Origin of the sequence: Halanaerobium congolense (genome assembly GCF_004366375.1) — a bacterium.
GTDB classification, from domain to species: domain Bacteria; phylum Bacillota; class Halanaerobiia; order Halanaerobiales; family Halanaerobiaceae; genus Halanaerobium; species Halanaerobium congolense.
The window spans coordinates 59,182-72,538 of the sequence record NZ_SOEF01000003.1; the positions used below are offsets into that span (position 1 = coordinate 59,182).

10 protein-coding genes and 2 tRNA genes are annotated in these 13,357 nt (G+C 33.0%); 2 read left to right on the top strand and 10 right to left on the bottom strand.

The annotated features are described in order from the left end of the window. Positions 1 to 80: 80 nt before the first annotated feature. Complete coding sequence (gene mnmM, locus C7954_RS01960; RefSeq protein WP_089719124.1) at positions 81 to 650, bottom strand: tRNA 5-(aminomethyl)-2-thiouridylate-methyltransferase MnmM; 570 nt, start codon at positions 648 to 650, stop codon at positions 81 to 83. A 172-nt stretch (positions 651 to 822) separates the two neighbouring features. Between mnmM and C7954_RS01965 the strand changes: the two genes are divergently transcribed. After that, positions 823 to 898, top strand: a tRNA-Glu gene (locus tag C7954_RS01965). Positions 899 to 907: 9 nt separating this feature from the next. Beyond that, positions 908 to 992 (top strand) — tRNA-Tyr (locus C7954_RS01970). 98 nt (positions 993 to 1,090) lie between these two features. Here the strand turns inward: C7954_RS01970 and C7954_RS01975 are convergent. The 9 genes from C7954_RS01975 to C7954_RS02015 all read right to left on the bottom strand — a co-directional run bounded on the left by C7954_RS01975 (position 1,091) and on the right by C7954_RS02015 (position 13,148). Continuing rightward, a complete protein-coding gene (locus C7954_RS01975) occupies positions 1,091 to 2,194 on the bottom strand; it encodes a helix-turn-helix domain-containing protein (RefSeq protein WP_089719126.1) in 1,104 nt (367 codons plus the stop codon). Positions 2,195 to 2,492: 298 nt separating this feature from the next. Then, positions 2,493 to 3,392, bottom strand: coding sequence for an ABC transporter permease (locus C7954_RS01980; RefSeq protein ID WP_073155490.1), 900 nt, complete (start codon positions 3,390 to 3,392; stop codon positions 2,493 to 2,495). Then, entirely contained in the window at positions 3,392 to 4,504 is a 1,113-nt protein-coding gene (locus tag C7954_RS01985; protein ID WP_073155491.1) for an ABC transporter permease, read from the bottom strand. Before C7954_RS01985 ends, C7954_RS01980 begins: the two co-directional genes overlap by 1 nt. Then, a complete protein-coding gene (locus tag C7954_RS01990) occupies positions 4,497 to 6,041 on the bottom strand; it encodes an ABC transporter ATP-binding protein (RefSeq protein ID WP_134058577.1) in 1,545 nt (514 codons plus the stop codon). The genes C7954_RS01985 and C7954_RS01990 overlap by 8 nt, the downstream gene beginning before the upstream one ends. 106 nt (positions 6,042 to 6,147) lie before the next feature. Beyond that, positions 6,148 to 7,236, bottom strand: coding sequence for a BMP family lipoprotein (locus C7954_RS01995; RefSeq protein ID WP_073155496.1), 1,089 nt, complete (start codon positions 7,234 to 7,236; stop codon positions 6,148 to 6,150). 145 nt (positions 7,237 to 7,381) lie between these two features. After that, a complete protein-coding gene (locus tag C7954_RS02000) occupies positions 7,382 to 8,119 on the bottom strand; it encodes a GntR family transcriptional regulator (RefSeq protein ID WP_081374463.1) in 738 nt (245 codons plus the stop codon). 88 nt (positions 8,120 to 8,207) lie between these two features. After that, positions 8,208 to 10,550 (bottom strand): FtsK/SpoIIIE family DNA translocase, encoded by a 2,343-nt coding sequence (locus C7954_RS02005; protein WP_089716607.1) that lies wholly within the window; start codon positions 10,548 to 10,550, stop codon positions 8,208 to 8,210. Positions 10,551 to 10,596: 46 nt separating this feature from the next. Then, a complete protein-coding gene (locus C7954_RS02010; protein ID WP_089716608.1) occupies positions 10,597 to 11,373 on the bottom strand; it encodes an undecaprenyl-diphosphate phosphatase in 777 nt (258 codons plus the stop codon). A gap of 98 nt (positions 11,374 to 11,471) precedes the next feature. Further along, entirely contained in the window at positions 11,472 to 13,148 is a 1,677-nt protein-coding gene (locus tag C7954_RS02015) for a ribonuclease J (RefSeq protein ID WP_089716609.1), read from the bottom strand. Between the last annotated feature and the right edge of the window lie 209 nt (positions 13,149 to 13,357).

Here is a 13,357-nt window from a genome sequence, read left to right on the forward strand (position 1 = left end):
TTAAAGAAAGCAGGCTAATTGAACTGATCTTAATGATCTTTGTCAATTACCTGCTTTTTGCTTTTATACATTTATTAATTTTATTTTCGTTTTTTGATGGCGATGATTTCCGGTGGTGGTCCTGGTTGATTTAAAAACTTGTAATTTAAAACATTATATTTTTTATAATCAAGATCAGTGCTGTACTTCAGTAAGACATCTCTTTCTTCTTTTCCACCCTCATGACCTGTATATACAACAAGTATAATTATTCCCTTAACTTCTAAAATTTTTAAAGCTTTATTTAAAGCTTTAATTGTACTCTCACTTTTAGTTATTATCTCCTTATCTCCACCCGGCAGATAACCAAGATTAAAAATAACAGCTTTCAAACTTTCTTCTATATATTTATCTAATTCTGCATGATCAGAATTAATTAATTCAGCCTGTTTAAATAATGAATCTTTTTTTAATAACTTTATTGTATTATTTACAGCCTGATGTTGAATATCAATGGCATAGAGTTTACCCTTTGTTCCAACTAATTCTGCCAAAAATTTGCTGTCATGCCCATTTCCTGCAGTTGCATCAAGAACAACATCTCCTTTTTTAACTGTTTTTGCTAATAAATAATGGGAAAAGTCAACAGCATTTAAAAAATCATTTTGCATTTATCTCACCCTTTTTAAATTAATTTATAAATGAATAAAATTAAGATACAGCCTAAAATCCAAAGCATTATTAACTTAATCTGCTCAAATAATCTATAACTAGAAATATATTTAATTGACGATAAACTAAAGTTACTATATACTATTAATTGTGCTTATAAAAAAGCAATTTGCCCTCATCGTCTAGGGGTCTAGGACACCAGGTTTTCATCCTGGCGGCAGGGGTTCGAATCCCCTTGAGGGTACCAATTTCATCAGGAGGGATGCCCGAGTGGTTAAAGGGAGCAGACTGTAAATCTGCCGGCGATGCCTACAAAGGTTCAAATCCTTTTCCCTCCACCATTTTTTTATGATACTAAAACACCCGTTTTTAACGGGTGTTTTTTTGCTTTAATATAGAATTTTTAATAAAAAATTATTCAAACTACAATTTAATTTAACTATTCCCTTAGATTATTTATTTGAATTCCTTCATCTACAGCTGTAAATTCCAGTTCGACAATACCACCAGTTCCACCCCAGGGACCTCTTTCTTCCCCATTAACTAAGGCTGTAATAGCGCTAGCATTACCAATTTTTATATAAAGTTGATTATCAAGCTCAAATTCTCTGCTGTCTCCAGCTTCTAAAATACCGCTAAAAGCAGATTCACCATCAAGTCTAACATTAACCCAAACAGTATTGTTAGCTTTAAAAACAATGTTTCTATCTGCCTCTGTAAGCTGTTGGCTTTCTTCAGTATCTGGAATATTCTCAGCAGTGTTTTGAGCCTCATTATTGGCTTCAGCATCTGAATCATTATTGACTGCTTCCTGGTTAATTTCATCAGTTTCTAGATCATCGATTTCCGCTGTATTATTAAAATTATTCTGGTTTATAATTTCTGGATTTTGATTTGATAAAATATCAGCATTAATAGAATTTAAAATGTCATTTTGATTATCAGACTGCTCATTGGATGCTGTTGATTCATCTAATATTGTCTGATCTACTTCCATCTCAGCTTGATTATCAGCTGCACTTTGTTTGTTGTTAGCTTCCATATTACTCTCTTTATTTTCTACAATTTCTGCACCCTGATTAACAATTTGCTGTTCTTCACTGTTATTTTGATTCAATAATCTTATTCCTGAGTCGCTAAAATATTGAAAGGTATAAACAGCAGCTGCGATTAAAAAGAGGGCAGCAATTGCTATAAAAATAATCTTGAAAATGCTTTTTTTGCGGCTGTTATTTCTTTTTATTTTATGAGAAACTTTATTTCCATCCAGATAATCTTTATGTAAATTATTTGTCTTTTCTTCTTTAATATTTAAAACAGGATAATAATTCAACAGTTCCTTATAATTTATATCAACCTCTCTAGCATACCCTTTGACAAAAACTTTTAGGTAAACTTTACCCGGTAAAATATCAAAATTATTTGCTTCAATAGCCTCTAAATATTTTTTCCTTATTTTTGTTCTTTCTTGAATATCATCAAGGGTCAATCCCTTTTCCTGTCTCGCTTTTTTCAGTAATGTTCCCAATTCTATATCTTCCAATGAAATATCCTCCTTTTACAATACAAATATAATTTATATTAGATGTCTTTTATTTATCATTAAATAAAAACTCTAGTTTATTATAACATACTTTAATCATTAATTTAATTATTTTGTCAGATTATTTTTAATTTCTATTGAAGCAGACCCTATCTTGTTAAATATTTTGTTGAAAAATATTATTTAAATTAACTTTTATGAATAATTTTTTGAATTAAATTTCATAAATAAAAGAGCAGCATCAGCTGCTCTTTTATTCTTTGATAAACATATTTAATTTTAATTCTCACTTTTACTATTATCTATCACCTTTTACATATGCTTCACCAGAAGCAGCTGGACCAACAGATTTACTGATAAATCCGGCCAGTACAACAATAGTTACTACATATGGTATTGCACTTATTAATTCTGAAGGAATAAAGGCAAAATCTACTCTAACCGCTACTGCTTCAGCATAACCAAAGAGCATTGCGGCCCCAAACGCCTTAACAGGGTGCCATTTACCAAAAATCATAGCTGCTAGAGCAATAAAACCACGTCCTGCAGACATTTCTCTAACAAACGCACTTCCATCACCAATTGATAGATGTGCACCAGCCAGACCGGCTAAAACACCACTCATTAAAACACTAAGGAATCTCCAGCGATTAACGTTAATTCCAAGTGTATCAGCAGCAGCTGGATGTTCACCAATAGAACGAATTCTAAGCCCCCAATGAGTCTTATAAAAGAAATAATAAACAACTGGTACTAAAATTAATGATACATATGTTAAAACACTAAACCTTACACCAAAAATTCTCATAAAGGGTAAACGCGGAACTAAAGGAGATGTACCTTTTACGTTAAAGAAAATTTGCAGTAAGAAAATAGTTATACCAGATGCAAAAATATTAATACCCGTACCAATTACAATCTGATCTGCTCGAAATACAATACTAACTATGGCTAAAATTGCGGCAAATAAGACTCCTCCGACCATAGCATAGAGAACTCCCATCCAAGGATTTCCTGTTTGAGCACTTCCCAAAACAGCAGCAAAAGCACCAAATAACATAATACCTTCTAAAGCAATATTAATAACTCCAGATTTCTCAGAAAAAATTCCTCCAAGTGCAGCCAAAATTAATGGGGTTGCAAATCTAAAACTTGATAAGATTAGAGGAAGTGAGATTAATTCTAATAAAGTATCCATTATTCAACCCCCTCTTTTTCTCTTCTATTTTTCATAAATATTTTTATAATCTGCAAACTAGCAACAAAGAAAATTACCAATGCCTGAATAATATTAACAATCTCCGATGGTACACCAGCAAACTGCATTTCTAAACCACCCTGATTTAAAGCTCCAAATAAAAGTCCACCAAATATTGCACCAATTGGATGTGATTGTCCAATTAAACCAACGGCAATACCTGTAAAACCAAAGCCAGCATCCATACCAGCCATAAAGCTTAAATGAGTACCTAAAGTCTCACCAGCACCACCTAATCCAGCAACAGCACCACCAATTAACATTGTCCAAATAATTGTTTTATTAGCATTAATACCACCATATTCAGCTCCATCTGGATTTAAGCCAACAGCTCTGAATTCATAGCCTAGACTGGTTTTGAAAAGTAAATACCAGAGTATAACTGCAGCTATTAATGCTAAAACAAAGTTCATATGCAGTCTGATTCCTGGGTCTGCAAATACCTCTACAAAAGGAAGTTTAGACCAGAAAGCACTATCTGCCATTTCCTTAAATCTAGTTAATTTAGCTGACTCCATAATTTGAGGTGTTGCCATTCTTGTTGAAGTTCTTAATTTATTAATACCATAATTTATAGTTAAAGCAACAGCAATATGGTTCAACATAATTGTTGAAATAACCTCATTTACTTCCATTTTAGCCTTTAGCCAACCGGCTAAACCTGCCCATAAAGCACCTGCAACAACACCGGCTAAAATTGCCAAAGGTAGATGAATAATAGCTGGTAAAGATGTGAAATAATATCCCGCTACACCAGCTGCAAATCCTCCCATTAAAAATTGTCCCTCTGCTCCAATGTTAATCAATCCCGCTCGATAAGGTAGGGCAAAGGCAAGTCCTGTTAAAATTAAAGGAGTTGATCTCCAGAGTGTATTTAAAATATTTCTAAAATTACCAAAAGCTCCAAAATAAAGGGCTTCATATGCAGTTGCAGGAGATTCTTCAGTCAGTAATATAAAAAACACTCCAAATAATAGTGCAACTGTAATAGATAAAACTGAAATTCCTACATCAGTTAGTAAAGATTTAAAATTTTCCATTTTGCTATTCAATGGATTCACCTCCTGCATCAGCTTTTGAACCGGTCATTAAATTACCAAGTTTTCTTTCATCAGCATCTTCTACATCTAAGATATCTACAATTTCACCTTCAAAAATAACTGCAATTCTATCACTTAAAGATAAAATCTCACTTAATTCTGCTGAAACTAATAAAACAGCAGCTCCATTATCTCTGCGGTCAATTATCTGTTTATGAATAAACTCAATAGAACCAACATCAACACCTCTAGTTGGTTGAGAAGCAATTAACAATTCGGGATCATGCGAAAATTCGCGAGCAACAATAACTTTTTGCTGGTTACCACCAGATAAACTTTTCGCATCAGTCGTGACTTCACCACCGCGAACATCAAACTTTTCTAATAATTCTTGGGTATAATTTCTAATATTATTATAATTCATAATTCCGTTTTTAGAAAATGGTTCTAAATCATGATAACCTAAAATCATATTCTCTTGTAAATCAAAGTCCATTATTAAACCACGTTTTTGTCTATCTTCAGGAATATGAGCTACACCTTCTCTTTTAATTTCACGTGCATTAAATTTAGTAATTTCTTTATCTTTTATTTTAACCTGACCTGATTCAATTTTTCTCAAACCTGTAATTGCCTCAATTAATTCAGATTGTCCGTTACCTTCAACTCCGGCAATTCCTAGAATTTCACCTTTTTTAACAGTGAGTGAAACTCCATTAACAGCTTGAATATTTCTATTATTTTTAACCTTCAAATTTTCAATTGTTAAAAAAATTTTACCAGGCTTAGCCTTAGTTTTTTCAACTTCTAACAAAACAGGACGTCCAACCATTAATTCAGCAACATCTTCCTCACTAACATTGGCAGTGTCTACTGTATCAATACTTTTACCACCACGTAAAACAGTAATTCTATCAGAAATTTCCTTAACTTCTTTTAGTTTATGAGTAATGAAAATTATCGTTTTTCCCTGTTCTTTTAAAGATCTAAAAATATCAAATAATTCATCAATTTCCTGTGGGGTTAAAACAGCTGTTGGTTCATCAAAAATTAATAAATCTGCCCCTCTATATAATGTTTTAATGATTTCAACTCGCTGCTGCATTCCAACAGAGATATCCTGGATTTTTGCATCTGGATCTACATAAAGCCCATACTTATTAGAAATATTTTCTACTTCTTTTCTGGCCTTTTTTTGGTCAATTTTTAGTCCTTTTCTGGGTTCATTACCCAAAATAATATTTTCAGTAACTGTTAGTGGATCAACCAACATGAAGTGCTGGTGCACCATTCCTATTCCTAAATCTATTGCATCCTGAGGCCCATCTACATTAACTTTATTACCTTCATAAAAAACCTGACCACCTTCAGGATCATATAGACCATACAAAACATTCATTAAAGTAGTTTTGCCGGCACCATTTTCACCAACAAGAGCATGGATTTCTCCTTTTTTAATAGATAAATTTACATTATCATTTGCTTTAACACCTGGAAATATTTTAGTTATATTCTGCATATCTAAAATATAATTATCTTCCCTGGCCATTTTTATTCCTCCCTGGAATGATTTACAATTTAATAGAGGCTCTGCATAACTAGCAGAGCCTCCTTAAATTTAAATACTATAATTTAAATACTATAATTTAAATAATTTACTCTAGATTTTCAGGTCTGCCTGTAACTCCCCAGTTCTCTACTTTTATTTCGCCATTGATAATTCCTTCTTTAATTTCGGCTATTTTATCAGCGTGAGGAGCAGTAACTTTTTCTTTCATAGTTCTAATAGTTTCTAATTCTTCATCAGTAATTAAACCAGATTCGTGAGCATCTAATACTGGCTGTCCTACTTCAGTTAAACTGGTTAAATCGATTCCACCGTCTTCAAGAGTAAAATAAAGGTTTTGTCCACCTTCATAAGTTCCTTCATCAACAGCTTTAACTATATCAAATACTGCCTTGTCAACTTTTTTTAACATACTAGCAATTACGTGGCCCGGCTCAACATAGTTCTGGTTGGAGTCAACACCAATTGCATAAACATCTTCTTCTCCAGCAGCCTGGAATACCCCACTACCTGTACCACCAGCAGCATGATAAATAACATCTGCGCCATCATCAATCATACCAAGGGCAATTTCTCTACCTCTTGCTGGATCACCAAAGGAGTCAGCATATCTTCTGTTAACTTCAATATCAGGATTTATATACTTAGCACCCTGATAGAATCCACCTTCAAAACGCTGAATTAATGAAGAATCAACTCCTCCTACATAACCTACAACTCCAGTATCACTAACTAAAGCTGCAAGGGCACCTGCTAAGAAAGAACCCTCCCACTCAGCAAAGTTTAGGGAAACAACATTATCTAAAATATCTTCTCCAAAGTCCTGATCAACATGGGCAAATTTAACGTTAGGATAGTCTTGAGCTACTAGCTCTAAAGTATCTGACATTTGAAATCCTACACCAATTACTAGATCAAAACCTCTGTTAGCAAATCTTCTTAAAGCTGTCTCATCTTCAGATGGATCAGCTGGCTCGATATACTGAAATTCGATTCCTAATTCTTCTTCAGCACGCTGTAAACCGCGGTATGCTGCATCATTAAAAGAAAGATCTCCAAGTCCACCAGTAGAAAGAACGATACCTACTCTAGTGTCTTGTGCTGCAGCTGGAACTGCTGCAAAAATTACCATCATTACAAAGGTAAAAATAATCGCTAAACTTAAAACTTTTTTCAAAATAATGACCCCCTCATATATTTTTTTTGAATGATACCAAAATTTGTGAATTACAAATATAATATAACATTTTTATATTATATTTGCAACATAAAACCACTTAATCAAGCTAAATTGTGCGAATATTATTTAAATTAAAAAAATCTTACTTTTTTCTGCTGCGAAGCACTTTGAATTGAAATTGATCACTTCTAAAATAATTTTTTGAATATAAAAATAAACGCTCCTGTTCATCATAGTGCATCTGTTCTAAGAGCAAAATAGCTGCATTTTTTTTCACTTCTAACTTTTCCACCAATTTTTTCTTTGCGGTAACCGGAATAATTTCTGTTACAGCATACTTTATTTTTAACTTATACTTATTTTCCAGCAGATCAAAAAGTGAATTACTGAAGTCCTCATTAATTTTTATTGGAAATAGATTTGTATTTAAATAATCAATACAAAAAACTACCGGCTTGTCATCAGCAGTTCTAACCCGCTGCAATTTTAAAATATCTTCATTTTGATCAATATTCATTTTAAAAGCAAGCTGTTTATCAACTTTTACATTTTTAATTTCTAAATCTTTCGTTCCCGGGGTAAAACCTTCATTTTTAATAGTATCTGTAACACTAAATAATTCTTCAATTCCTCTCTTAAAGCGAGGAATAGGTTTTGCAACAAAAGTTCCAACTCCCTGACTTTTAATGATTTTACCTTCTTTTTCTAAAACACGAAGTGCCTCACGCAAACTAGCTCTACTGACATCCAGTTTTTTAGCAAAAGCTGTCTCGGAGGGCAGTTTGTCACCTGCTTCATAAATATCTTGGTCAATTAAATTTTCAATGTGTTCTTTAATTTTCAGATATAATGGTCTTTTATCTTGTTTTAATATCTCCAAGTCCGATTACCCTCCTTTCTTAGACAGACGTCTTACCTGTCTGACAACTAACTAAATAGTATCACAATTCAATTTTTTTGTCAAGATTTTAACTATTTTGAGTATTATTTTTTTCTTCAGCCTCAGCTTCATTATCATACTCACCATTTAGAATTGCTTCTAAATCATCTTCTTCTACCAAAACCTGGCGTGGTTTACTGCCAGCATAAGGACCTACTATCCCATCTTCTTCCATACTGTCAATTAATCTTGCAGCGCGAGAGTGCCCAATATGCAGCCTCCGCTGCAGCATTGAAATCGAGGCTCGGTATTTAACTACCAGTTTAACAGCTTCTTCATATAATTCATCCTGCTCATCATCTATTATTGATAACTCTACTTCTTTTATGTCATCTTTTTCAATTTTATATTCAGCAGTTGCTTGGTCTTTGACAAAAGCAGTAATATCAGAAATTTCTTTGTCTGTTAAAAAAGCTCCCTGGATTCTCTGCGGTTTCTGCATTCCCACAGGTGCAAAAAGCATATCTCCTTTTCCTAATAACTTTTCAGCTCCACCCATATCTAAAATTGTTCTTGAATCTGTGGCCGAGGACACCGCAAAAGAAATTCGACTAGGGATATTTGCTTTAATTAAACCAGTAATTACATCGACTGAAGGTCTTTGAGTTGCGATAATCAAGTGAATTCCTGCAGCTCTAGACATCTGTGCCAGTCTACAAATATTATCTTCAACTTCATTTGCTGCGACCATCATTAGATCAGATAGCTCATCGATGATTACCACTATATATGGCATTTTATCTTCAGGATCATCTAACTTTTCATTATATGATTCTATCCCTCTACTTCCGGTATCGGAAAATAAGTCATAGCGGTTTTCCATTTCCTCTACTACCAGTTTTAAAACATTAGCTGCTTTTTTAGAATCGGTCACTACAGGTGTAATTAGGTGTGGTAAACCCTGATAAATATTCAATTCTACTTTTTTAGGATCTATCAGCAGCAGTTTAACTTCCTCAGGAGTAGCCCGATAAAGAATACTGCTAATTAAGGTATTTATACAAACACTTTTTCCAGATCCTGTGGCACCTGCAACAAGCAAATGAGGCATTTTAGCCAGATTAAAAACTGCTGTATCACCGTCAATTCCCTTACCTAAAGCCAGAGTCAGCTTATCCTCAGCTTTTTGAAATTCTTCTGAGACTATAACATCTCTAAAGGAGACTGTTATGTCATTGCCGTGCGGAACCTCGATGCCAACAGCAGCTTTGCCGGGAATTGGGGCTTCTATTCTCACATCACGAGCTGCTAAAGCAAGGGCAATATCATCTGATAAATTAACAATCTTACTTACTTTGACCCCAGTTGCTGGTTGTATTTCATAACGGGTAATTGTTGGACCATGATTAACATTAATCACCTTGGCTTCAACCCCAAAACTGTTGAGTGTTTCCTCTAATAACTCACTTTTATTTGCTAATTTTACCTTCTTTTTGCCCGAATCATTTAAAAGTGAGATTCCGGGTAAAGTATAATCCCCGTGTTTTTCTCCCTGGCCTTTAATATCCTTAGATTGATCTTTACTGATATCAAAGTCTTCGGTTATTTCTTTATTTTTCTCTTCTTCAATTTCTTTTTTTGTTCTGCTTGATTTTTTATTTTTATTCTTTTTGTCTTTCATTTTAGCTGTTTTAGAGCTCTTATTATTCTTTGCATTTTCAACTTGAACTTCAGTGCTGCCTCCAGTATTTTTCTCTTCAACAATATTTTTAGATTCAAGCTCTGGCTTATTTAAATCATTCTTCTTTTTTTCTTTTTTCTGTTTTCTGTTTTCTTTTAATTTAGCAAATATATTGAATCTCCCCAAAGTTAAACTGCTGAAAAATGAAATAATATTTTCCTTTAAATTTCTAAGCAATTGATTAAAACTAGAGATAACAGCCTTAGTTTTTCTAAAAATATTATGTAAAAATAAATCAAATAAAAGTAAAATTCCGATTAATAATAGGACAGAAAGAATGATATAGGCACCATTAACTGCAAATAGCTCTACTAAAAAATAGGTAATTGCTCCTCCAATTACTCCACCAGCTGCATTTTGAGGTGTGTTTAAAAATAAATTTCCGCCTTCATTTAAATTAATAATAGATATAATAGCTATAAAAGAAATTATCAGTCCTAAAAATTGAGCTGAAAATTTAATTGTCTTTGATCTGATTAATTGTATTCCCCAGTAAACAAATAAAAGAGGCAAAATATAACTGCCGCTTCCAACTAAAAAATAATAGCCTCTACTCATATAATCCCCTAATAAACCTGCAGAATTACTAAAAATTGCAAAATAACTGATTGCAGCAAAGGTAATTAAAAACAGTCCTAAAATCTCATTTTTTCTCCTTTCAATTTTAGGATCATTTTTTTGATCACTCATTTCTGCCCCTCCTTAAGATTATCCCGTTACGTCAAATCTAATAGTTTTAAATCAAATTTATAAAAATAACCACTGCAGCTACAAACCAGCAGTAATAACTAAAATAATTCAGTTTTTTCTCAGCCAAAACCTTTAGTAAAATCTTAATCGCTAAATAACCGGAAATAACAGCTGCTAAAAAACCAAATAGAACTATCTTTAATTCCAGATTAAAAGCATCAGTTTCAACAACTTTTAAAAATTGTAAAAAACCTGCTCCCCCAATTACCGGAATAGACATTAAAAAAGAAAATCTAGCTGCTGCTTCTCGATTTAAGCCCTGGAATAAAGAAGCTGCAATTGTTGAACCTGATCTTGAGATACCAGGTATAATAGCTGCCCCCTGTGCCAAACCAACTATTAAAGGCTGCCAGAATTTTAATTCTTCAACTTCTTTGACTCCACTTTCAATTTTTTCGGTAATATATAAAATTAAACCGGTTACTATCAGCATTAAAGCAGTTAAATATGCATTTGCAAAAAGTTTTTCAAAAAAATCTTCAAATAAGACTCCGATAATTCCGGTTGGTATAATTGCAAGTAAAATATAAAAAGTTTCTTTTCTTTTTTCTTTTTTAAGTAAAATCATATCTTTAATATCCTGCCAGAATATAATAAAAATAGGAATTAAAGTACCAATATGTAAAATAACATTAAATAATATCTGATCTTCTTTAATATTTAAAAAGCTCTGCACAATTACCAAGTGCCCAGAACTGCTGACAGGTATAAATTCAGTTAATCCCTGAATCAATCCTAAAAATACAGCCTGAAAACTATTCAATTTTTATTCCTCCTTCTAATTATTATAGCACATCTAGAAACATATGTTCAAATTTAAAACCAGCTGCTTTTACACAGCTGGTTAATTGAATTTAGTTTCTATACCTCCATAATTACAGGTAAAATCATTGGATTCCTTTTTATTTTTTGATAAATATAATTATTAAGTGAGTTGCGAATAGTGTTTTTAAGAACTGACCATTCAGTTATATTATTTTCTTCACAGTCTTTAAGTGCATCTTCAACACGCTGAGTAGCTGCTTCAATTAATTCTTCAGATTCTCTAATATAAACAAATCCGCGGGTGATAATATCTGGGCCAACCAGAATATTACCGTGTTTGTCAATTGTAACAACAACAATAATTATACCATCCTCAGATAATAATTTTCTATCTCTTAAAACAATATTACCTACATCACCAACACCTAAACCATCAATTAGTACATCACCTGACTGGACATTATAATCCTTGCTGACTTTTTCGTCAGAAAAGTTGATCTTATCTCCCACATCAGCAATATAAATATTAGCACGTGGAACACCAACTTTTTCTGCCAGGTCCGCATGTTTATAAAGATGTCTATATTCTCCATGTACAGGCACAAAGTATTTTGGCTTAACCAGATTTAGCATTAACTTTAATTCTTCCTGACTGGCATGACCGGAAACATGAACACCGGAAACATCTTCATAAATTACATTAGCTCCTCTGCGGTAAAGTTTATTAATGGTTTCACCAATTAATTTTTCATTACCTGGAATAGCAGAAGCAGATATCATTACTGTATCGCCTTCTTTAATGTTAATATGGTAATGATCTCCTCGGGCCATCCTTGTTAGAGCAGCATAGGGCTCTCCCTGACTACCTGTTGTCAGTAAAGTTACTTTACTGTCAGAAAGGTCTCCAATATCTCTGATGTCAACTATCATATCATCCGGTATCCGCAGATAACCCAGTCGACGTGCTATGTCAACATTATTAAGCATACTACGACCAGAAAAAGCAATTTTCCTGTTGTATTTAAAGGCAGCATCTACAATCTGCTGAACCCTGTGAATATTTGAAGCAAAGGTAGCAATAATTACTCTTTCCCTTGCTCCTCTAAGTATTTCATCCACAGTTTCTCCTACAACTTTTTCAGATAATGTATAGCCTTCTCTTTCTACATTTGTACTGTCAGAGAATAAAGCTAAAACACCTTCTTTGCTATCTCCAATCTCTGCCAATCTGTGAAAATCTGCAACTTCTCCATCAATTGGAGTCTGATCAAATTTAAAGTCACTAGCATAAACAATAGTTCCCAGTGGAGTTTCAATAGCAAGTGCACAGGTGTCAGCAATACTGTGATTTACTCTTAGAAATTCAACTCCGAAATTACCTACCTGGTACTGTTTGCCGGGATGAACCACTTTTAATCTTGTATCATTTAGTAGTCGATGTTCTTTTAAGTTCCCCTCTAAGAGCCCCAGAGTTAATTTAGTTCCATAAATAGGAACATTAATCTCTTTTAATAAATAAGGTAGGCCTCCAATATGATCTAAGTGACCATGTGTTAAAACAATTCCGTTAATTTTATCCTTGTTCTTAATCACATATTCATAGTCAGGAATTACAAGGTCAATTCCTAATAGATCATTTTCCGGAAATTTAACTCCCGAATCAATTATCAACATCTCATCGCCAATTTCCAGGACCCACATATTCTTACCTATTTCTCCTACTCCACCAAGTGTAGTCATCGAAACATTTTTTATTTTATTGTTATCATTCATTTAAAAAACAAAACACCTCCATAATATTTTAAAACCAAAGTTAAATCGTCAACTTTCAAATTTCATTGTCGTTATTCTAAATTTAAACTTTATAATAATCATACAAATATTAAATTTAAACATAAAAAAATTCTTAATTCTGCCTGTAATTTTTAAAAAAAATAAGAAACCCGTCCAAAACGTTAATACTATTATACATAGTATTGAAA

Bases quoted from the DNA above. Each gene is read 5' to 3' on its own strand.
- C7954_RS01980 (WP_073155490.1), bottom strand. From the start codon at position 3,392: ATGGATACTTTATTAGAATTAATCTCACTTCCTCTAATCTTATCAAGT.
- C7954_RS02015 (WP_089716609.1), bottom strand. From the start codon at position 13,148: ATGAATGATAACAATAAAATAAAAAATGTTTCGATGACTACACTTGGT.
- C7954_RS02005 (WP_089716607.1), bottom strand. From the start codon at position 10,550: ATGAGTGATCAAAAAAATGATCCTAAAATTGAAAGGAGAAAAAATGAG.
- C7954_RS01990 (WP_134058577.1), bottom strand. From the start codon at position 6,041: ATGGCCAGGGAAGATAATTATATTTTAGATATGCAGAATATAACTAAA.
- mnmM (WP_089719124.1), bottom strand. From the start codon at position 650: ATGCAAAATGATTTTTTAAATGCTGTTGACTTTTCCCATTATTTATTA.